Annotated in this window: 22 protein-coding genes and 1 pseudogene; 4 read left to right on the forward strand and 19 right to left on the reverse strand. The window is 41.1% G+C overall.

Annotated elements, in window-relative coordinates:
* The first annotated feature begins 248 nt into the window (after nucleotides 1-248).
* The 4 genes from N8M95_RS06675 to N8M95_RS06690 all read left to right on the forward strand — a co-directional run bounded on the left by N8M95_RS06675 (nucleotide 249) and on the right by N8M95_RS06690 (nucleotide 5,105).
* The gene (locus tag N8M95_RS06675) at nucleotides 249-1,565 is read left to right on the forward strand and encodes an FAD-containing oxidoreductase (RefSeq protein WP_020902080.1); all 1,317 of its coding nucleotides are present in this window, start codon (nucleotides 249-251) and stop codon (nucleotides 1,563-1,565) included.
* Nucleotides 1,566-1,769: 204 nt separating this feature from the next.
* The gene (murT, locus tag N8M95_RS06680) at nucleotides 1,770-3,113 is read left to right on the forward strand and encodes a lipid II isoglutaminyl synthase subunit MurT (RefSeq protein WP_120718908.1); all 1,344 of its coding nucleotides are present in this window, start codon (nucleotides 1,770-1,772) and stop codon (nucleotides 3,111-3,113) included.
* Nucleotides 3,113-3,895 (forward strand): lipid II isoglutaminyl synthase subunit GatD, encoded by a 783-nt coding sequence (gene gatD / locus N8M95_RS06685; protein ID WP_120718909.1) that lies wholly within the window; start codon nucleotides 3,113-3,115, stop codon nucleotides 3,893-3,895. The genes murT and gatD overlap by 1 nt, the downstream gene beginning before the upstream one ends.
* Before the next feature lie 127 nt (nucleotides 3,896-4,022).
* Entirely contained in the window at nucleotides 4,023-5,105 is a 1,083-nt protein-coding gene (locus N8M95_RS06690) for a M24 family metallopeptidase (protein ID WP_120718910.1), read from the forward strand.
* Between the two features lie 103 nt (nucleotides 5,106-5,208).
* Here the strand turns inward: N8M95_RS06690 and N8M95_RS06695 are convergent, their stop codons facing one another.
* From N8M95_RS06695 to brnQ, 19 genes and pseudogenes are all read right to left on the reverse strand, one after another.
* Nucleotides 5,209-5,670, reverse strand: a complete 462-nt coding sequence (locus N8M95_RS06695) for an ECF transporter S component (RefSeq protein WP_033682106.1) — start codon at nucleotides 5,668-5,670, stop codon at nucleotides 5,209-5,211.
* Nucleotides 5,648-6,421 (reverse strand): bifunctional hydroxymethylpyrimidine kinase/phosphomethylpyrimidine kinase, encoded by a 774-nt coding sequence (locus tag N8M95_RS06700; RefSeq protein ID WP_261027328.1) that lies wholly within the window; start codon nucleotides 6,419-6,421, stop codon nucleotides 5,648-5,650. Before N8M95_RS06700 ends, N8M95_RS06695 begins: the two co-directional genes overlap by 23 nt.
* Nucleotides 6,411-7,160, reverse strand: coding sequence for a tRNA pseudouridine(38-40) synthase TruA (gene truA / locus N8M95_RS06705; RefSeq protein ID WP_261116851.1), 750 nt, complete (start codon nucleotides 7,158-7,160; stop codon nucleotides 6,411-6,413). The genes N8M95_RS06700 and truA overlap by 11 nt, the downstream gene beginning before the upstream one ends.
* Before the next feature lie 99 nt (nucleotides 7,161-7,259).
* Nucleotides 7,260-8,411: an MFS transporter gene (locus tag N8M95_RS06710; RefSeq protein WP_261116852.1), complete on the reverse strand. Its 1,152-nt coding sequence runs from the start codon at nucleotides 8,409-8,411 to the stop codon at nucleotides 7,260-7,262.
* A gap of 125 nt (nucleotides 8,412-8,536) precedes the next feature.
* Nucleotides 8,537-9,166, reverse strand: coding sequence for a Pr6Pr family membrane protein (locus tag N8M95_RS06715; protein WP_020902085.1), 630 nt, complete (start codon nucleotides 9,164-9,166; stop codon nucleotides 8,537-8,539).
* 2 nt (nucleotides 9,167-9,168) lie between these two features.
* Nucleotides 9,169-9,507: a zinc ribbon domain-containing protein YjdM gene (locus N8M95_RS06720; protein WP_001061596.1), complete on the reverse strand. Its 339-nt coding sequence runs from the start codon at nucleotides 9,505-9,507 to the stop codon at nucleotides 9,169-9,171.
* A 207-nt stretch (nucleotides 9,508-9,714) separates the two neighbouring features.
* Complete coding sequence (locus tag N8M95_RS06725; protein ID WP_004237560.1) at nucleotides 9,715-10,233, reverse strand: Dps family protein; 519 nt, start codon at nucleotides 10,231-10,233, stop codon at nucleotides 9,715-9,717.
* Between the two features lie 151 nt (nucleotides 10,234-10,384).
* A pseudogene (locus N8M95_RS06730) lies at nucleotides 10,385-10,796 on the reverse strand (ATP-binding cassette domain-containing protein); the annotation flags it as partial.
* 75 nt (nucleotides 10,797-10,871) lie between these two features.
* Complete coding sequence (tpiA, locus tag N8M95_RS06735; protein ID WP_000087893.1) at nucleotides 10,872-11,630, reverse strand: triose-phosphate isomerase; 759 nt, start codon at nucleotides 11,628-11,630, stop codon at nucleotides 10,872-10,874.
* A 97-nt stretch (nucleotides 11,631-11,727) separates the two neighbouring features.
* Nucleotides 11,728-12,405, reverse strand: a complete 678-nt coding sequence (locus N8M95_RS06740; protein WP_261116853.1) for a DnaD domain-containing protein — start codon at nucleotides 12,403-12,405, stop codon at nucleotides 11,728-11,730.
* Nucleotides 12,406-12,413: 8 nt separating this feature from the next.
* The gene (gene metA / locus N8M95_RS06745; RefSeq protein ID WP_120718916.1) at nucleotides 12,414-13,358 is read right to left on the reverse strand and encodes a homoserine O-acetyltransferase MetA; all 945 of its coding nucleotides are present in this window, start codon (nucleotides 13,356-13,358) and stop codon (nucleotides 12,414-12,416) included.
* Between the two features lie 182 nt (nucleotides 13,359-13,540).
* Complete coding sequence (locus tag N8M95_RS06750; protein ID WP_020902089.1) at nucleotides 13,541-14,053, reverse strand: adenine phosphoribosyltransferase; 513 nt, start codon at nucleotides 14,051-14,053, stop codon at nucleotides 13,541-13,543.
* Nucleotides 14,054-14,139: 86 nt separating this feature from the next.
* On the reverse strand, nucleotides 14,140-14,898 hold the full coding sequence (locus N8M95_RS06755; RefSeq protein WP_020902090.1) for a class I SAM-dependent methyltransferase: 759 nt from the start codon (nucleotides 14,896-14,898) through the stop codon (nucleotides 14,140-14,142).
* 487 nt (nucleotides 14,899-15,385) lie between these two features.
* Nucleotides 15,386-16,075, reverse strand: coding sequence for a 50S ribosomal protein L1 (rplA, locus tag N8M95_RS06760; protein WP_001085675.1), 690 nt, complete (start codon nucleotides 16,073-16,075; stop codon nucleotides 15,386-15,388).
* 97 nt (nucleotides 16,076-16,172) lie between these two features.
* Complete coding sequence (rplK, locus tag N8M95_RS06765; RefSeq protein WP_001085807.1) at nucleotides 16,173-16,598, reverse strand: 50S ribosomal protein L11; 426 nt, start codon at nucleotides 16,596-16,598, stop codon at nucleotides 16,173-16,175.
* Between the two features lie 122 nt (nucleotides 16,599-16,720).
* The gene (ldcB, locus tag N8M95_RS06770; protein ID WP_261116855.1) at nucleotides 16,721-17,437 is read right to left on the reverse strand and encodes an LD-carboxypeptidase LdcB/DacB; all 717 of its coding nucleotides are present in this window, start codon (nucleotides 17,435-17,437) and stop codon (nucleotides 16,721-16,723) included.
* A gap of 2 nt (nucleotides 17,438-17,439) precedes the next feature.
* Complete coding sequence (locus N8M95_RS06775) at nucleotides 17,440-17,910, reverse strand: HIT family protein (protein ID WP_261116856.1); 471 nt, start codon at nucleotides 17,908-17,910, stop codon at nucleotides 17,440-17,442.
* 1 nt (nucleotide 17,911) lies between these two features.
* Nucleotides 17,912-18,949 (reverse strand): M42 family metallopeptidase, encoded by a 1,038-nt coding sequence (locus tag N8M95_RS06780; RefSeq protein WP_261116857.1) that lies wholly within the window; start codon nucleotides 18,947-18,949, stop codon nucleotides 17,912-17,914.
* Nucleotides 18,950-19,045: 96 nt separating this feature from the next.
* A complete protein-coding gene (gene brnQ, locus N8M95_RS06785) occupies nucleotides 19,046-20,371 on the reverse strand; it encodes a branched-chain amino acid transport system II carrier protein (RefSeq protein ID WP_261116858.1) in 1,326 nt (441 codons plus the stop codon).
* Nucleotides 20,372-20,401: the final 30 nt, after the last annotated feature.

Raw genomic sequence — 20,401 nt, forward strand, 5'->3', positions numbered from 1 at the left:
TACTGGATACAAAATCGTGTTGCTTCTTTTCCACAAAAGAAAAGTACTGTTTTCTTTGCAACCTATCTAGTATAACACAAGACCAGAACAAAAGATAGCCCAATCCATCGATAATGTCATGTAAACGATTTTTCTGAGAAAATAAGGCTGAAATTTCCACTATTTCATAATCTTTTTTAAAGCGTAGCAGAATTGTGCAAAAGTTTTTTTCTTGTGCTAGAATGAAAATCGAATAGGAGGAACTCTAAATGTTAACTTATGATTTAATCGTTATCGGATTTGGTAAAGCTGGTAAAACACTAGCTGGTAAATTAGCTTCAGCTGGGAAAAAAGTTGCCCTCGTTGAACGTAGCAAAGCTATGTACGGTGGAACTTGTATCAACATCGGTTGTATCCCAACTAAGACTTTGCTAGTTGCTGCTGAGAAGGACTTGTCTTTTGAAGAAGTGATTACTACCAAAAACACGATCACTGGTCGCCTCAACGGTAAAAACTATGCGACTGTTGCTGGTACAGGCGTAGATATCTTTGATGCGGAAGCTCACTTCCTTTCAAATAAAGTCATCGAAATCCAAGCTGGTGATGAAAAGAAAGAACTGACTGCTGAAACAATCGTCATCAACACTGGTGCTGTTTCAAACGTCTTGCCAATTCCAGGACTTGCTACAAGCAAGAATGTCTTTGACTCAACAGGTATCCAAAACTTGGACAAATTGCCTGAAAACCTTGGAGTCCTTGGTGGCGGAAATATCGGTCTTGAATTTGCTGGTCTTTACAACAAACTTGGAAGCAAGGTTACGGTTCTAGATGCCTTGGATACTTTCCTTCCTCGTGCAGAACCTTCAATCGCTGCTCTTGCTAAACAATACATGGAAGAAGATGGCATTGAATTGCTTCAAAACATCCGTACTACTGAAATTAAAAACGACGGTGACCAAGTGCTTGTCGTAACTGAAAACGAAACTTACCGTTTCGATGCCCTTCTCTACGCAACTGGACGCAAACCAAATGTAGAACCACTTCAACTTGAAAATACAGATATTGAACTAACTGAACGTGGTGCTATTAAAGTGGACAAACATTGTCAAACAAACGTTCCTGGTGTCTTTGCAGTTGGAGATGTCAACGGTGGACTTCAATTTACTTACATTTCACTTGATGACTTCCGTGTTGTTTACAGCTACCTTGCTGGAGATGGCAGCTACACACTTGAAGACCGTCTCAATGTACCAAACACCATGTTTATCACACCTGCACTTTCACAAGTTGGTTTGACTGAAAGCCAAGCAGCTGATTTGAAACTTCCATACGCTGTTAAGGAAATCCCTGTTGCAGCAATGCCTCGTGGCCACGTAAACGGAGACCTTCGCGGAGCTTTCAAAGCTGTTGTTAATACTGAAACAAAAGAAATTCTTGGAGCAAGCATCTTCTCAGAAGGTTCTCAAGAAATCATCAACATCATCACTGTTGCTATGGACAACAAGATTCCTTACACTTACTTCACAAAACAAATCTTCACTCACCCAACCTTGGCTGAAAACTTGAATGACTTGTTTGCGATTTAATACTCTTCGAAAATCAAATTCAAACCACGTCAGCGTCGCCTTACCGTACTCAAGTACAGCTTGCGGCTAGCTTCCTAGTTTGTTCTTTGATTTTCATTGAGTATAAGTTAAAATCTCATCTTAACGAACAGCCCTCTGTGGGCTGTTTTTACTTCTGCGGAACCTCAAATCCGTCTTTTCCCTCTTTTATGATATAATAGAAACATGAAATTAAAAACTACTTTGGGCCTTCTTGCTGGGCGTTCTTCCCACTTCGTTTTAAGTCGTCTTGGCCGTGGAAGTACGCTCCCAGGAAAACTCGCCCTTCAATTTGATAAAGATATTTTACAAAACCTAGCTAAGAACTACGAGATTGTCGTGGTCACTGGAACCAACGGAAAAACCTTAACAACTGCCCTCACTGTCGGCATTTTAAAAGAAGTTTATGGTCAAGTTCTGACCAACCCAAGTGGTGCCAACATGATTACAGGGATTGCGACAACCTTCTTAACAGCCAAGTCTTCTAAAACTGGGAAAAATATTGCCGTCCTAGAAATCGACGAAGCCAGTCTATCTCGTATCTGTGACTATATCCAGCCAAGCCTTTTTGTCATCACGAATATCTTCCGTGACCAGATGGACCGCTATGGTGAGATTTACACAACTTACAAGATGATTTTGGATGCCATTCGTAAGGTGCCTACAGCTACTGTCCTCCTTAATGGAGACAGTCCACTTTTCTACAAGCCAGCTATTCCAAATCCTGTAGAGTATTTTGGTTTTGACTTGGAGAAAGGTCCAGCCCAGCTGGCTCACTATAATACCGAAGGGATTCTCTGTCCTGACTGCCAAGGAATCCTCAAATATGAGCATAATACCTATGCAAACTTGGGTGCTTATATCTGTGAAGACTGTGGATGTAAACGTCCTGATCTCGACTATCGCTTGACAGACTTGGTCGAGTTGGCCAACAATCGCTCTCGCTTTGTCATTGACGGTCAAGAATACGGTATCCAAATCGGCGGGCTCTATAATATCTACAACGCCCTAGCTGCAGTTGCCATCGCCCGTTTCCTCGGCGCAGATTCGGAACTAATCAAGCAGGGATTTGATAAGAGCCGTGCTGTCTTTGGACGCCAAGAAACCTTTCAAATTGGTGATAAGGAATGTACCCTCGTCTTGATTAAAAATCCAGTCGGTGCGACCCAAGCTATCGAAATGATCAAACTAGCACCTTATCCATTTAGTCTATCTGTCCTCCTTAACGCTAACTATGCAGACGGAATTGATACCAGCTGGATCTGGGATGCGGATTTTGAACAAATCACTGACATGGACATTCCTGAAATCAACGCTGGCGGTGTTCGCCATTCTGAAATTGCACGTCGTCTCCGAGTGACAGGTTATCCAGCTGAGAAAATCACTGAAACAAGCAATCTGGAACAAGTTCTTAAGACAATTGAAAACCAAGACTGCAAGCATGCCTATATTCTGGCTACCTATACTGCTATGCTGGAATTCCGCGAACTGCTGGCTAGTCGTCAGATTGTTAGAAAGGAGATGAACTAATGGTTTATACTTCACTTTCCTCAAAAGATGGCAATTACCCTTATCAGCTCAACATCGCTCACCTCTACGGAAACCTCATGAATACATACGGGGACAATGGAAACATCCTCATGCTCAAGTACGTGGCTGAAAAACTAGGGGCCCATGTGACGGTTGACATCGTTTCACTTCATGATGATTTCGATGAAAATCACTACGACATTGCCTTTTTCGGAGGTGGTCAAGACTTTGAACAGAGTATCATTGCAGACGACCTACCTGCTAAAAAAGAGAGCATTGACAACTACATCCAAAACGACGGGGTGGTTCTGGCTATCTGTGGTGGTTTCCAACTATTGGGTCAATATTATGTTGAAGCTTCAGGCAAACGCATAGAAGGGTTAGGAGTCATGGGCCACTACACCCTCAACCAGACCAATAACCGCTTTATCGGTGATATCAAGATTCATAATGAAGATTTCAATGAAACCTACTATGGATTTGAAAATCATCAGGGCCGAACCTTCCTCTCAGATGACCAAAAACCGCTGGGACAGGTGGTCTATGGAAATGGAAACAACGAAGAAAAGGTCGGTGAAGGGGTTCATTATAAGAATGTCTTTGGTTCTTACTTCCACGGACCTATTCTCTCTCGTAATGCCAATCTGGCTTATCGCCTAGTCACTACCGCCCTCAAGAAGAAATATGGTCAGGACATTCAACTCCCTGCTTATGAGGACATTCTCAGCCAAGAAATCGCTGAAGAATACAGCGACGTCAAAAGCAAGGCTGACTTTTCTTAAACAAAATGAAACTATATCAAAGAACTCCGTTATCTTGTCGGAGTTCTTTTTGTCTGTTCTTTTACCCTTCTCCCTTGCATTTTCTCTCTTTTTTTGCCAAAATAGAGGGGTAGAAAGAAGGTAGCATATGTCTAAATTACAACAAATCGTAACATATCTTGAATCAGAAAAACTAGACGTCGCTGTCGTATCTGACCCCGTCACAATCAATTACCTCACTGGCTTTTACAGTGATCCCCACGAACGCCAAATGTTCCTCTTTGTCCTAGCTGATCAGGAATCCCTCCTCTTTGTCCCAGCCCTTGAGGTTGAGCGTGCAAGCAGCACTGTTTCCTTCCCAGTTGTGGGCTATGTGGATTCTGAAAATCCATGGAAAAAAATGAAAGATGCTCTTCCACAACTTGACTTCAAACGTGTAGCTGTTGAGTTTGACAATCTCATCTTGACTAAATACCATGGCTTGAAATCAGTTTTTGAAACAGCCGAGTTTGAAAACCTCACTCCTCGCATCCAACGCATGCGCCTCATCAAATCAGCTGACGAAGTGCAAAAAATGATGGTTGCAGGTCTCTATGCGGACAAGGCAGTTAAGGTTGGTTTTGACAATATTTCTCTTGATAAGACGGAGACAGATATCATCGCCCAAATCGACTTTGCTATGAAGCGTGAAGGCTATGAAATGAGCTTTGATACTATGGTCTTGACTGGTAATAATGCTGCAAATCCACACGGTATCCCAGCAGCAAACAAGGTTGAAAATAATGCTCTTCTCCTCTTTGACCTCGGTGTTCTGGTCAACGGCTATGCTTCAGATATGACTCGTACAGTCGCTGTTGGTAAACCAGACCAATTCAAGAAAGACATTTATAACTTGACTCTTGAAGCTCAACAAGCTGCTCTTGACTTTATCAAACCAGGTGTGACTGCCCATGAAGTGGACCGCGCTGCCCGTGAGGTCATCGAAAAAGCTGGTTACGGCGAGTACTTCAACCACCGTCTTGGTCACGGTATCGGTATGGATGTCCACGAATTCCCATCTATCATGGAAGGAAACGACATGATCATCGAAGAAGGCATGTGCTTCTCTGTTGAACCAGGTATCTATATCCCTGGTAAAGTCGGTGTCCGTATCGAAGACTGCGGTGTTGTTACCAAGGATGGCTTTGACCTCTTTACAAGCACCAGCAAAGATTTGCTTTATTTTGATTAAAATTTTTCAAAAATCTTCCCACAATAAAACGCATACTATCAAGGTTCTTGAACACTTGATAGTATGCGTTTTTCTAATTTGAAAGACTTTTGGCTCAGACTCTTTACTTAATCTTCTTAATACTTTGACTAAGAATAAATCCTACAATCATCCCTACCATATTTTGCATGAAATTCGGTAGGATTTCTGGTAGGGCTGCTGCCCAGCCATTCATCAATGTAGAACCCAAGGCGTAACCCCCTACCATGGCAATCGTTGCTAAGATAAGACCTAGCCACTGAGCTTTTCCTTTAAATCCTGCAAAAAATCCCTGCAAGCCATGGTTGACCAAGCTAAAGAACATCCACTGAGGGTAGCCTGATAAGAGGTCAATCAAGAAACCTGCTAGTCCTCCGACTACAGCTCCTTCACGACTACCAAAGTAAAAGGCCGCGAAGAAGACACCCGCATCTAAAAGAGTTAGAATGCCTGTCGGTGTTGGAATTTTTAAGAAATAGCCTAGAACCACAGAAAGGGCGGTTAATAGAGATACAAGTGCGATTTTAGTTGTTTTTGTCTGCTTCATATTGTCTTACTCCATACTGATCTGCTTGTGCAATAGCACGAAAAACGAAAGCCTTAGAACTTTCTACTGCTGGTAAAAGTTCATCACCTTTAACCAAGTGACTGGCGATGCTAGAGGCAAAGGTACAACCTGCGCCAGCATTTTGCCCTTGGATAACGGGATTTTCTAGGACTGTAAAGTTTTGTCCATCATAAAATACATCTACAGCCTTGTCCTGATTAAGGCGATTGCCTCCCTTGATAATGACTGCTGGCGCTCCTAATTCATGCAATTTCTGCGCTGCCGTTTTCATATCTTCCAAGGTTTTAATTTCCTGACCAACCAATAATTCTGCTTCAGGAAGATTAGGCGTGATCACACTGACATAAGGGAAAAAGCGAATCAATTCTTGGCAGAGTTCACTTACAGCTACGTCGTGTGTTTCCTTGCAGACCAAGACAGGATCCAGAACCACAGGCACTCCTGGGCGTTGCTTGATAAAGTCCAAAGCCTTCTCAGCTACGCTGACAGTTGGTAGAAGACCAATCTTAATCCCTGCAAATTCCACATCACGCAAGCTATCTAATTCATGTTGAAAAATGGTATCGTCAGTTGGAAAGACCTCAAAGCCTTTTTCTGTTAAGGCGGTCAAACAAGTCACAGCTACAAAACCATGCAAGCCGTTTAAGGTATAGGTAGCCAAATCAGCTGACAAACCACCACCACTAAAAATATCATTTCCAGAAAGTGCTAAAATACGATTATTCTTCATAACGAATCTCCTTTAAATACAAACCATTAGGTGCTGCCGTTGGACCAGCAAGTTGCCTGTCCTTCTTCTCCAAGATGAGGTCAATCTGCTCCACTTGCATACGGTTGTTGCCGATTTTGAGCAGTGTCCCCACCATATTGCGAATCTGCTTATACAAGAAACCATTTCCTGCAAAGGTAAAAGTCAAAAACTGGCCGGTCTCATCGACTGTTAAACTAGCTTCTGTGATGGTGCGAACCTTGTCCTCTACACTGGTCCCAGAGGCTGTAAAACCTGTAAAATCATGGGTCCCCTCTAGCTTTTTGATTGCAATCTGCATGCGTTCCACATCAAGCGGATAAGGAAAGTGAGTGGCATAGTGACGGCGCATAGGATTTTTAGGGCGGCCCCTATCCACGATAAACTCATAGGTTTTGCTATGCTTGGCATAACGGCAATGAAAATCATCCGCCACAAGCTCAATCGAAATCACATCAATATCTTCAGGGGACTGGGTGTCCAAGGCAAAACGGAGCTTCTCCTCATCCATTTGATAAGGCAAGTCAAAATGAATAACCTGTCCCAGGGCATGAACCCCACTATCTGTCCTACCAGCACCGTGAACAGTAATAGCTTGCCCCTTATTCAACCTAGTCAAGGTTTTTTCAATTTCTTCCTGAACACTACGCGCATGAGGCTGGCGCTGAAAACCAGCAAAGGCGTAACCATCATAGGAAATAGTTGCTTTATATCTCGTCATAACTTCTATTTTATCAAGAAAATAGCCTCGTAACAAGGTTCTAAAACAAATACTGTCTGGGTACAAAATTCACAAAAAGAAAAACTTAGGAAACCAATCCTAAGCTCTCTTTTGAAGTAGGTACATGACAAAGATAGAGGTTACAATCAACCATGAGCCTAAAATGGCAAAGACCAACATGCCATTGTGAGTTAGTAAGCCAATTGCACCTAGAACAAATGGGGTCGTAAAGGCTCCGAAACTACAGCCTAAAACTGCAAATGAAGTTGCTTGGTTGAGGAGTTTAGCTGGAATTCTTTCAGAGACAAGTTGAAAGACTGTCGTCAGGGCTACACTGTAGGCAAAACCAGCAAGAACGCTTCCTGCCACTACCACCCACAAGGATGGAGACAAGGCAATCACAATTTGCCCTAAGCCAAAGGTAATACCTGACCATAGGAGCAATTTCTCTTTAAAGATAGAAATCAAGAAAGAGAAACTCACACCAGCCACAATCCCGATTAACTGCATGACACTAAGAACAAAACTAGATAACTGGGCATCTCCAAGCCCTCTTTCCACCATCAAACTTGGAATACGGATGGTAATAGCTGTATTGGTACAAACTACAACTGCCGCTTCGATAGCTAGGATAAAAATCAAGCCTTTCATTTCCCCAGTTAAGCGACTTGCTTCCTTCGCGTTTTTCTTAACTTCTTTCTTCTCTTTTCCATAAGGGACAAAGAGCAGATAAAGGGTCAGTACCAAAAATCCAGCACTATAGGCTAGGAAGGCAGCTGTCCAACCGAAGGCCAACAATTGGCCGACTGCCAAGGTAATGAGAGAAGCCCCAACGACCTCTGCAGAACCGCGTAGCCCTAACATCTGAATTCGCGTTTTTCCTTGATAGCGTTCACTGATAATAGAAATTGCCTTAGCATTAATCATCCCAACACCCAAACCAAAAAGAATCCGTGTTCCAAAGACAAAGGGATAGGCTTGATACCAAAAGGGTGCGATTCCACTCAGTGATAAAATCAACAATCCCAAACTAATCTGTAATCGCTCAGGAAATATTTTTTCTAAGAAACCATTTAGTAGTAACATAATCATGATCCCAAAAGATGGCAAGCTCGCCAAGAGCTCAATTTGTTCCTTAGGATAACCTTTATAATAGTCAAACATGGCTGGCAGGGCACTCGAGATGGAAAAGGAGGTAATCAAAACGAGGGAGAGAGCCAAAATACTGGCCCGTTCTAAAAATTGTTTCATGAAATCTCTTTCTATATTTTCTCTTAATCTTCTACTTTTTTGATAGTTATCAAACAAGCAAGAAAAGAAGAAGTCTCATTGGTATATAGACTCCTTCTTAAACTCGAAACTGAATCCCTTGTATCTTAAGATGACTTTCTCTTGATTTGCTTAATAAAGTAGAAGATAAATCCTGCCACCATATAGGCAACAAAGATAATCAGACACCACTTAAACACAACATTCCAACCCTTGTTCACATTCAAAAAGAAGTAAGGGAAGGGACTGACCTTAGAATTAGGAACATCAAGTTTCAGTACCAAGCCATTAAAAAGAGCAAAAATCATATAAAGCAAGGGTAAAATCGTCCACACAATTGGATCCCAGATTTTATATTGACCCTGTTTGTCAAAAAAGAGGGTATCTGCTAAAAACCAGAGGGGAACGATATAGTGGCAAAGGAAATTTTCTAGGGTATAGAAATTAGTCGCAATAGGCGCTAAGAGGAAATGGTAAATCACACAGGTAATCATGATACTCATGGTGACCCCACCTTTTAAGCGCAAGAGGCTTGACCTTTGCCAGTTTTCACCTAAACGGCTCATAACCTTTAGGAGATAGAGCGTAAAAATCGCGACTAAAAGGTTGGACAGAACCGTGTAATAGAGAAGCATCCCAAATCCACCATGCTTGGCGATTTCAAGATAAACTCCCGTAAAAGCCGCTAGAAACAAGAAGATACGGCTATAAAATGTAAGTTTATAGTTCTTTGACATGCTTAAATTTTCTTCACAAACTCTGATTTTAGTTTCATGGCACCAAAGCCATCAATTTTACAGTCGATATTGTGGTCGCCTTCTACAATACGGATATTTTTCACACGCGTCCCTTGTTTCAAATCTTTTGGCGCACCTTTTACTTTCAAGTCCTTGATGAGGGTTACAGTATCACCGTCAGCCAATTTATTCCCGTTGGCATCGATAGCAACAAGGCCCTCTTCTACATCTGCAACTTCAGCAGGATTCCACTCATAAGCACACTCTGGGCAAACCAGTAGAGCACCGTCTTCGTAGACATACTCTGAGTTACATTTTGGGCAATTTGGTAAGTTATTCATGATTTCTCCTTATAATGATTCAGTATTCTTTGAAAATCAAAATTTCTCGAACAGCAACTATTATACCCTAAAATCAGCATTTTGACAAATGAGTCACCGAAGAATCAAAGAAAAAATCACGTAACTTTTTCTGCTACATGATTTTTAAAAGACAGTTTATCATGAGTTGTAATACAGAAACTCATGATAGAAAGTGGGAGATTTATCTTACAAACCAGGTGCTTGTCCAAGTTCTGCGGCAAGCATCCAGATTGTTTTATCAGTTTCAGTTTTAGCATCTGAGAAGATACCGTTTGTCACATCATCACCCTCTTCATCAGTGACATCCAAACCTTTTTGGAAGAGTTCTGACAAGTAACGGTAGATAGCAAGCACACGTTCCAAGCTTTCTTCAACATTACGGTATTCACCAGCTTCTTCTTCGATTTCACTGTTTTGAAGGAATTCTGTCAAAGTAGAGAATGGGCTTCCCCCAAGTGTGATCAAACGCTCACTGATTTCATCCAATTGACCATCAAGAGCTTCCATATACTCATCCATTTTTGGATGCCATACAAGGAAACCACGACCACGCATGTACCAGTGCACTTGGTGCAAAGCAACGTGAGCTACATACAAATCAGCAACAGCTTGGTTCAATACTTCCTTTGTTTTTGCCAATGCTACTGGCGCTGCTTTTGTCAATGATGTTACGTCTTTTACTGCTTCTTTTTTCAATTCTACCATTTTATTTTACCTCATTCATTATTATTTGTAACCACTTCTTAATGATTACTACCTTAGTATACTACTAAGGAAAACCAATAGCAAGCCAAATGACTCACATGAGAAAAGTTGCAATAGACTGATAATTTAAGAAAAGTTTAGTTAGTTCTGATTAGCTTACTTTATAAGATTTACTTGAAAATTGACTATGGTAAAGATCATAATAAAAAACCTTTCGCTTGGAGTACACTTTCGTGATTTCCCTGCTCAATAATCTAACCATCCTTAAGAACGAGAATCTCATTTGCTTCTTGAATGATCGAGAGACAGCGGGCGATGACAAAACTGTTCCTTCCTTTCATCAACAGTTTCATAGCTTTTTGAATCAAGAGTTCCAAACGGGTATCAATAGAGGAAGTCGCCTCATCTAAAATGAGAATTTTAGGATTAGCTAGAATAGCAAGCGCGATGGTCAACAGTTGTTTTTGCCCGAGGGAAATATTGCTGGAGTCTTGGTTCATCTCCATGATATAACCACCAGGAAGAGTTCGAATAAAATGGTCTACATTAGCCGCTTTAATAGCAAAAAAGAAAGGACGATATTTGTCCTTTCTCGATTTTAGCTTTTCTTCAACCAAATAATGTTAATAAAGAGTCGATTATTTTACAAAGTCAAGCAATGCCAAGAAGCTTTCAGCTTCAAGTGACGCACCACCAACAAGGGCACCGTCAACGTCTGGGCAAGCCATGTATGAAGCAACGTTTTCAGGTTTAACAGAACCACCGTACTGAACACGAACTTTGTCCGCAACTTCTTGACCAAAGTCAGCAGCTACAACGTCACGAACAACTTTACACATTTTTTGTGCGTCGTCTTGTGAAGCTGATTTACCAGTACCGATAGCCCAGATTGGTTCGTAAGCGATAACTGATGCAGCAACTTGTTCAGCAGTCAATCCAGCCAATGCTGCAGATACTTGAGCACCTACAAACTCAGCAGCTTTACCAGCTTCGTAAGTTTCAAGTGACTCACCACAACAGATGATTGGAAGCATACCGTTTGCAAAGATTGCTTTTGCTTTTTTGTTGATATCTTCGTCAGTTTCATGGAAGTAGTCACGGCGTTCTGAGTGACCGATAACAACGTAATCAGTACCGATTTCTTTCAAAACTTGTGGGCTTGTTTCACCAGTGAAAGCACCTGCATTTTCAAAGTAGCAGTTTTGAGCAGCAACCTTAAGGTTTGAACCTTTTGCAGCCGCAAGAACAGTTGTCAAATCAAGAGCTGGAGCTGCGATACCTGCTTCAACAAGATCTGATGAAGGAAGTTTTGATGCAACTGCTTCAACGAATGCTTTAGCTTCTTCTGGATTTTTGTTCATTTTCCAGTTACCAGCGATAAATGGTTTACGTGACATTTCACATACCTCTTTTTTCAATTTATTTTCTATTTATTTTATCACAATTAGACACAGCTTGCAAATCTTACTCGGATTTCAAGCCTGCTTACATGGATTAATCCTTCCAGAGATCCATGGCATTTCTGAAATCTGCCGATACCTGTGTCAACTGAGGATTACTTGCTTCTCTCTCTGCTCGCTTGGCCTCTATTTGAGGCACACTTTTAATGCCTTCATGGCGCCAATTTCTCAAAATGGCCTGAATGTACTTCCAGTTTGGTTTTCCATTCAAAACAGCTTCACGAAGAGCTTCCTTAATCAAGTCAGCACTAGTTCCATCTTCCTTAAGAGTCTTGGTCAAATCCTCAATCTCAAAAGGGGTCAACAGGCGTCCCAATTCCTGCTGGAAGGTTTCCACTAAATCTTTAAGCTGATTTTGAGGTGTCAACTGGTCTGAACTTGAATGAGCAGCTCCAAGCAGGTCATCCAAACGTTCCAGAGCCAAACTTGCATCAAAAAGCAATTCAATTTCACCATTCAATTCGATGGTTCGATACTGAAGCAGTCCCCTTTCCGTCAGATTGGAAATAGCCTGATTGACATCCGAAATTTCCTTGCCAATCCTTTCAGCAATCTGGCTTGGCGACATTTCTTCTAAGCCTGTCGTATTTTGAAAATAGAAAAATTGCCAGACCAGAAAATCATCGCTAGACGGAAAGAGTTCCTTAAAATGCAAGAGCAGGGCACTCGGTAAAACCAAGTTCCCTGATTTAAAAGCGTCTAAATATGTCATAATTCCTCTTATAAATACCCAAATGCGGATGCATCATCTTCTATTTTTCTCCAGTCAAAAGGGGTTTCCTGATAGACCGCATAATTCACCCAGTTACTGAAAAAGAGGGCTGCTGATGAAGACCAACAAAGACAAGGTGTCTGATTAACATCATTATCCTTAAAGTAATTTTCTGGAATATGTGGATCTAAACCTGCATCACGATCCCTAAAATACTCTTTTGCCAAGGTATCACGGTCATATTCCAAATGCCCAAAACTATAAATTTCTCGTAAATCCCGACTGGCCAAAATCGAAACCCCAACCTGCGGGCCCTCTGATAAAATCTCAAGATTGGTTTTATTTAAGACCTCTTCCTTAGAAATCTCCGTATGCCGAGAATGAGGTGATACGTAGCTATCGTCAAATCCTCTAAAGAGAAGATGACCTTCCTTTAAAGTGTCCTGAGGATAAATACCCGATAACTTACTGTCCATCTGGTGTTTTTCCACTCCATAGCGAAGATAGAGTCCAGCCTGAGCTCCCCAACAGATATGAAGGGTCGAATAGACATGGGTCTTGGACCACTCAAGCACCTGACTGAATTCCTCCCAATAGTCCACTTCCTCAAATGGTAAATGCTCAATCGGAGCCCCTGTGATAATCATCCCATCAAAATACTCGTCCTTGACTTCAGGAAAAGTTTTATAAAAAGTCTCCATATGCTCTGCACGAGTCGTCTTGGAACGGTGGCTCTCCATATAGAGAAAGTCTATGTCCAATTGCAAAGGAGTATTTGCTAAATGCCGTAACAACTGGGTCTCTGTGACCACTTTTTTGGGCATTAGGTTTAAAATCAAAATTTTCAAGGGACGGATATCTTGGTGGGCCGCACGTTGATCATCCATGACAAAGATATTCTCTGTCCGTAAAATCTCAACAGCTGGCAATTTTTTATCAATTCGAATCGGCATAACCTTCTCCTAACTGTATTCTTTCAGGAATCATTGCATATGTTTGAAGCCAAATCTCAAACACTTAGTCCTTTTATTATACTGCAAGAAGATATAGTTTTCAATTATAGTTTTTCTCTAACTAGCTATAGTCTATTTTTATATCCTAATGTAGAGAAAACAGCCCTAGGGACTGTTTTTCATTAATAATGCATAAGAACTTTGTAATCGTAGTCACCGATTTTTTCACGGCCGTTCAAGTCATCCAATTCAACAAGGAAGGCACAACCTGCTACAACACCACCAAGTTTTTCAATCATTTCGATAGTTGCCTTAACAGTTCCACCTGTTGCCAAGAGGTCATCCACGATAAGAACACGTTGACCTGGCTTAATAGCGTCAGCATGCATAGTCAAGGTATCAACACCGTACTCTTTTTCATAGTCAGCAGAAATGACTTCGCGTGGCAATTTACCTGGCTTACGAACAGGTGCAAAACCAATTCCCAATTCAAAGGCAACTGGACAACCCACGATAAATCCACGAGCCTCAGGCCCTACGATCATATCAATTTTCTTGTCAGTAGCATATTGAACGATTTCACGAACAGCGTAGCTATAAGCATTCCCATCAGCCATCAAAGGACTAATATCACGGAAAGTAATACCTTCCTTCGGATAATTTTCAATTGTTGCAATATAATCTTTTAAATTCATCTTTTTCTTTCTTTCAAAGTTTTTTACTCTCTATTATAGCATATTTTTTAAGAAAGAAGAAAGGAAAAGTTAACATCAATGATTATCTAACGATTTGACGATTTATGACTAGCCATCGCAATAAAGCCCAAGTTTTTTTTATTCTTATCGAACATTTTATACATAGTTAAAAACTGCTTTCTATTCTCCTTTTTACAAGCATTTACACAAATTTTCAAGGTTCCTAGCCAACCTTCGTCATAAATCATACCCGATAATTTCATTAATGTCATTTCACCAGTCAATACTTTCACATCACGATAACCTGATTCTATCATCACCTGTTCCCAACCATCTCGAGTTAAAGGACCTACATTTACATGAATTGCTTGTGACAGTTCCTGTCTGACAGACTCTTTAGCTTCCTTAAGAAGCACATCATGTGTCAAGAGAAGACCTTCAGGTTTTAAAACCCTTAAATACTCCATTACACATTTTTTCTTAGCTTGATCGGCTTGCATAGTCAGCATAGCTTCATTTATAACAATATCAAAACTAGCATCTTCATAAGGAAGTTTCATTGCATTTGCTCTTTCAAACCTGATCAAATGACCTACACCTGCCGTTTCAGCAGATTTTTTAGCCACTTCTAAAGCTTGTCCATCCATATCAACAGCAGTTATCTTACAACCAAAACGCTGTGCCAACTCAATTGCTGTAGTTCCCCTATTGCACGCAACTTCTAGTATTCTCTTTTCTTTTGAAAATCCTCCTTCCGCAATTAACCAATCTGTGGCACGTTTTCCACCTGGACGTAAGCGTTTTTTCCCCAATTTTGCTAAAAACTTATGACCTGCTTCTGACATTTGAACACCTCTATTTTTTCTTCATTATAACATAAAATGATATTATCTGATAATTCTAATCTATTATTTGATAAACTAGAATCAAAAGCATACAAGCTGCCATGACTATAGCATAAATCTATTAATCACCTCTCTAGTTCTAATTCAATTGCTCACGTAGTTTACGCATATAGGTTACGACTACATATTTGTACTTTAGAGTTGCTGGCCTCCTTATCCGCTATATACGCTTTACTATAACGTGCCTAATCGTATAGCCAAGATTTCTCTATCTCTTTCTCTGCCGATTATTATTTCCAACGTCAGACTTAAATAGTCTATCCTAATGCCGTTCAATCAGCTACTCACAATAGTCAGGCTTGGGAATCACCTTTGAGTTTACTAGTATATGGTACCCACAGAGGACTTACACCTCAGATGGACGGAATGTCCGTCGTACCTAAAAAAACGAGCACTTTCGTACTCGTTCTCTGATATAAACTACTGATTAAAGTGAGTTTACGTCAACTTTGATACCAACACCTTGAGTAGTTGTGATAGTCAAGTTTGTTACGTAAGTTCCTTTAGCTGTAGCTGGTTTTGCTTTTTGGATTGTTTCGTTGAAAGCTTTGAAGTTTTCAACCAATTTTTCAGCTTCAAATGATACTTTACCGATGATTGCTTGAACGTTACCTGCACGGTCAGCACGGTAAGTGATTTTACCACCTTTAGACTCTTCAACTGCTTTAGCAACATCCATAGTTACAGTACCAGTTTTAGGGTTTGGCATCAAGTTACGTGGCCCAAGGACACGTCCAAGACGTCCAACAAGAGCCATCATATCAGGTGTAGCGATAACTACGTCGAAGTCCAACCAACCGTCGTTGATTTTAGCAACAAGGTCATCTTCACCAACAAAGTCTGCACCAGCAGCTTTTGCTTCTTCAGCTTTTGCACCACGTGCGAAAACAAGAACGCGTGAAGTTTTACCAGTACCGTTTGGCAATACCATTGCTCCACGGATTTGTTGGTCAGCTTTTTTAACGTCGATGTTCAAGTTGTAAGCAACTTCTACAGTTGCGTCAAATTTTGCAAAGTTAGTTTCTTTTGCAAGTGCTACAGCTTCTTCTACGCTGTATGCTTTTGTGCTGTCGATTTTCTCAAGAGCAGCACGAAGTTGTTTGCTTTTTTTAGCCATTTTCTATTCTCCTTGTAAGTGGTTCAATCGATTTTCATCTCCCACGTCACTTCTCGAAATGATGAAGTCTTGCGGGTTATATTGGGGGTGTTATTGATTAGTCAACAACAGTGAATCCCATAGAACGAGCAGTACCTTCGATCATACGCATTGCAGACTCTACGTTTGCTGCGTTCAAATCTGGCATCTTAGTTTCTGCAATTTCTTGTACTTGTGCACGAGTAACTGTAGCAACTTTAGTTTTGTTAGGTGTACCTGATCCTTTTTCAACACCTGCAGCTTTTTTCAAAAGAACAGCAGCTGGTGGTGTTTTAGTGATGAAAGTAAATGATTTATCTTCGTAAACTGAGATAACAACTGGAATGATCATACCAGCTTGGTCAGCTGTACGAGCGTTGAACTCTTTTGTGAATCCCATGATGTTGATACCAGCTTGACCAAGAGCAGGTCCAACCGGTGGAGCTGGTGTAGCTTTACCAGCAGGGATTTGCAATTTTACAAGTTTTTCGACTTTTTTAGCCATTTTTAAATCCTCCTTTGTGGTTTTGGCGGTAATTAGAGATTTTTACCTCCCACAAGTATGTTTTTCACATACCCATCTATTATACACTATTTATCTGGAATTGCAAGAGAAAAGTTTATTTTTTAATCGACGTAATCTCCACCTTCAAAGCCGAAATACTCTTCCAAACTTAGACCACTTGCAGCAATTTCTTTAGCTTCTTTTCCGACATAACGAAGATGCCATTCTTCAGGCATATAGCCTGTTTCCTTTTCCTTACCTTTAAGATAACGGACAACAAAACCATAATCAGCCGCATGGTCCAAGAGCCATTTGGCTGCTTTTTCTTCTGTCACCAAATCACCATTTGTCCCAATCACATCAAAGGCCAAGCCTGTCTGGTGCTCGCTATAGCCAGGGCGGGCAGAGTAACGGTCTGCTGCAGCCTTTCCATCTTTATTGACATAATCTTGATAGAGCTTAGTCTGAGTCTCGTAACTTCTAAAACCACTGTATTGATCACTAATTGGGAAGCCTGCCTCTTGCATCGCTTTGATGAGTTTGACCAACTCAGCCTTGGCTGTTGGATTTTCCCCTGGATTGTAGTCTTTCGATAATGGATAGTGTTTATTTGCTACGATAATTTCATCGTATTTCCCTTGAATACTGTAGTAGTCACCTTTATTAACCACTTCTGCTTTTTTCTGGGTAGCTCCTTGAGACTTATTTCCGACTGTTCCATCAGCTTTGGCTGTTTGTTCTGTTTTAGCTGCTCCATCTTCATTTTTTGCTTTTTCTTGTGAACAAGCTGCTAGACTCAAGGCTAGTAAGGCTGTCAAGACAAGATATCTTTTTTTCATTTCTACTCCTTTATTTCCAATAGTTTATCTACTTCTGACGATAAACGTTTGACTAATTGTTTAATCTCATCCGGTTTTGCTTGGCAGGTTTCTGCTGTCATTTCTTCAAAGGGAACCCACCAAACTGGACCACGTCCATTGAGACCGTGACCATTCATATCACCTTTTCGTCTAGGAAACAGATGCCAATGAAGATGGGCATCACCATTTCCTAGCAGTTCGATATTCATTTTCTCGGCATCAAAGGCCTTAGCAACTGCCTCTTGGACTAAACTCATTTCCTCTAGAAAACGGATTCTAGTTTCCTTCTCTAAATGATACAATTCGGTGACATGTTCCTTGGCTAGAAAGAGACTATAGCCTGCAAAATACTGGTGGTCTCCAATCACAATATAGCCTGTTTCTAGTTCTCTCACAAAGTAGGGATTTTTCCCAACTTTAATGAGCTCAATTCTCTGACAAATAAGGCACATATCAATCTACCAAATCGCTCTTAAGATAGGCATCAACCATACGTTCCGTTGCAACCACCGAGTCAATATGGGTACGCTCATATGAGTGGCTAGACTCGATACCAGCACCGAGAAGGGCATGTTTGACCTCTGCACCTGCGGACATGGCCGCTGAAGCGTCAGAACCATAAAATGGATAGATATCCAGCTTAAATGGAATATCTTGTTCTTTCGCCAAGGCGACCAAATGTTGACGGAAGTCATAGTGATAAGGCCCTGAAGCATCCTTGACACAAATAGACACTGTATATTCATCTGTCTGCTGGTCATCGCCCATGGCTCCCATATCCACAGCCAGATATTCTACTACCTGAGCAGGGATATTAGAGTTAGCTCCATGCCCCACTTCTTCAAAAACTGAAAAAGCAAAATGGGTTGTTACAGGCAACTCAACCTTCTCTTCCGTATAAATACGAAGCAGATTAAGCAAAATAGCTGCGCTGACCTTATCGTCCAAATGACGAGACTTGATAAAACCTGTCTCTGTCACTACAGTTCGTGGGTCAAAGCTGATAAAATCACCGACCTCAATTCCCAAGGCACGAGTTTCTTTTTCATTCCTTACTTTTGCGTCCAAACGTACTTCCATATTGTCTTGCGTGCGTTCTGCAGTTCCTGCATCCTTGTAGACATGGCAAGAAGTCTGGTGGATGAGAATGGTTCCTGATACCTTTTGACCTGTACTAGCTACGTGAACGGTACAGTTTTCTCCTTCAATCATGTTCCAAGGAAAACCACCGATACGATCCATTTTGAGACGACCATCTGCTTTAACAGCACGAACAATAGCACCCAGCGTATCTACATGGGCAGTCACATAGCGGTGTTCTTCATCATTTTGACCTTTAATGGTTACATTGACACCACCCTTAGCTGTGCGAACCGGCTGGTAACCAAAACCTTCTAGAGTCTTGACTAAATAGTCCGAAATCTCACGAGTGAAACCAGTTGGCGATGCGATGGCTGTCAGTTCTTTGATATATTCTACTGTTTGATTCATTCCTTCACCTCTTTTGCTACCTATTATAACACATTTATCATCGGATAAAAAAGAAAATCACTCCTGTAGACTTGACTACAAAAGTGATTTTAATGATTATTCCATTTCAAAAACATCGCTTTCTTGCTTGTTTGGTAGAACCAATGAGAGCAAGATTCCGACAACGGCTGGTACTACCCATGGGAGTGATGCCTTGGCAAAAGGAAGAGCGTTGACAAGATTCGCAAGAAACTCAACCTTAAACGAGCTTCCTAATACGCTTGCAATGGCAATAGCTGTAACCACAGCGATTGTCAACTGCATACCTGGTTTTGAAAGAGCTACAAATTTGTTGACAATGACAATCATAACGATAGCAATCGTGATTGGGTACAAGATAACCAGTACTGGAATTGAATACTTGATAATCGCATCAAGACCCAAATTAGCAATGGCAAATCCAATTAAGGTAAAGGCTGTCGCATAAACCTTGTAGCTGATTTGTGGGAAGCGTTCATTAAAGAACTCAGCTGTTGACACAATCAAACCAACTGTTGTTGTGAAGCAGGTTACGGTAACCATAGCTGCAAGGAAGAGTTGAGCTGTTGAACCAAAGATTTCTTGAGTCGCTTGTGACAAGATGTAAACACCTGGTGTTCCACCCTTCATCGCCTCAGCTGGTACTGGGAAATGATTTCCAAGGAAACCTAAACCGATGTAAAGAGCGCTGAAAGCAAGGGCAACAACGATCCCAACCACCCAAATAGTTGAGATGTATTCTTTCTTACTTGAAAATCCAAGTTGTTTCAAGGTTTGAACAGCAATCACACTAAAGGCAACTGAAGCAAGGGCATCCAAGGTATTATAACCTTCTAGGAAACCTGTACCAAAAGCAGAAGCTTGATAAGCAGCTGAAGCAACTTGAGGACTTGTTCCACCATATTTGATAGCTCCTAGAACAACTAAGATAACGATCAAAATCGCAAAGACTGGCGTTAAGATTCGGCCGATACGGTCCAAGATTTTTGATGGATTAAGCGAAATCAAATAGGCTGCCGCAAAATACAGAACTGTAAAGACAACCAAGCCAAGTCCTTTATTTGCATCCGACAAAAGGGGGCTAATCCCTACTTCGTATGCCGTTGTAGCAGTACGTGGAATAGCAAAGAATGGACCGATTGACAAGTAAAGAACTGAGAGGTAAAGAGTCGCAAACCAAGGCGCTATCTTTGTTGAAATCTCGTAAATATATCCTTTAGGATTTAGCGTTCCAATAATAAGGGTCAAGACGGCGATACCGACGCCTGAAAAGACAAAACCTGCGATGGCAGGAAGAAAATGTTCTCCAGATAGAGCACCCAGAGAAGGCGGAAAAATCAAGTTTCCCGCACCAAAAAATATTCCAAACAGGAGTAAACCTGTTAGGGCACCTTTTTTAGCCATGTAAATCTCCTTCATATTTATAAAATACTG

The organism is Streptococcus mitis (genome assembly GCF_946190325.1).
Taxonomy (GTDB): Bacteria; Bacillota; Bacilli; order Lactobacillales; family Streptococcaceae; genus Streptococcus; species Streptococcus mitis_CF.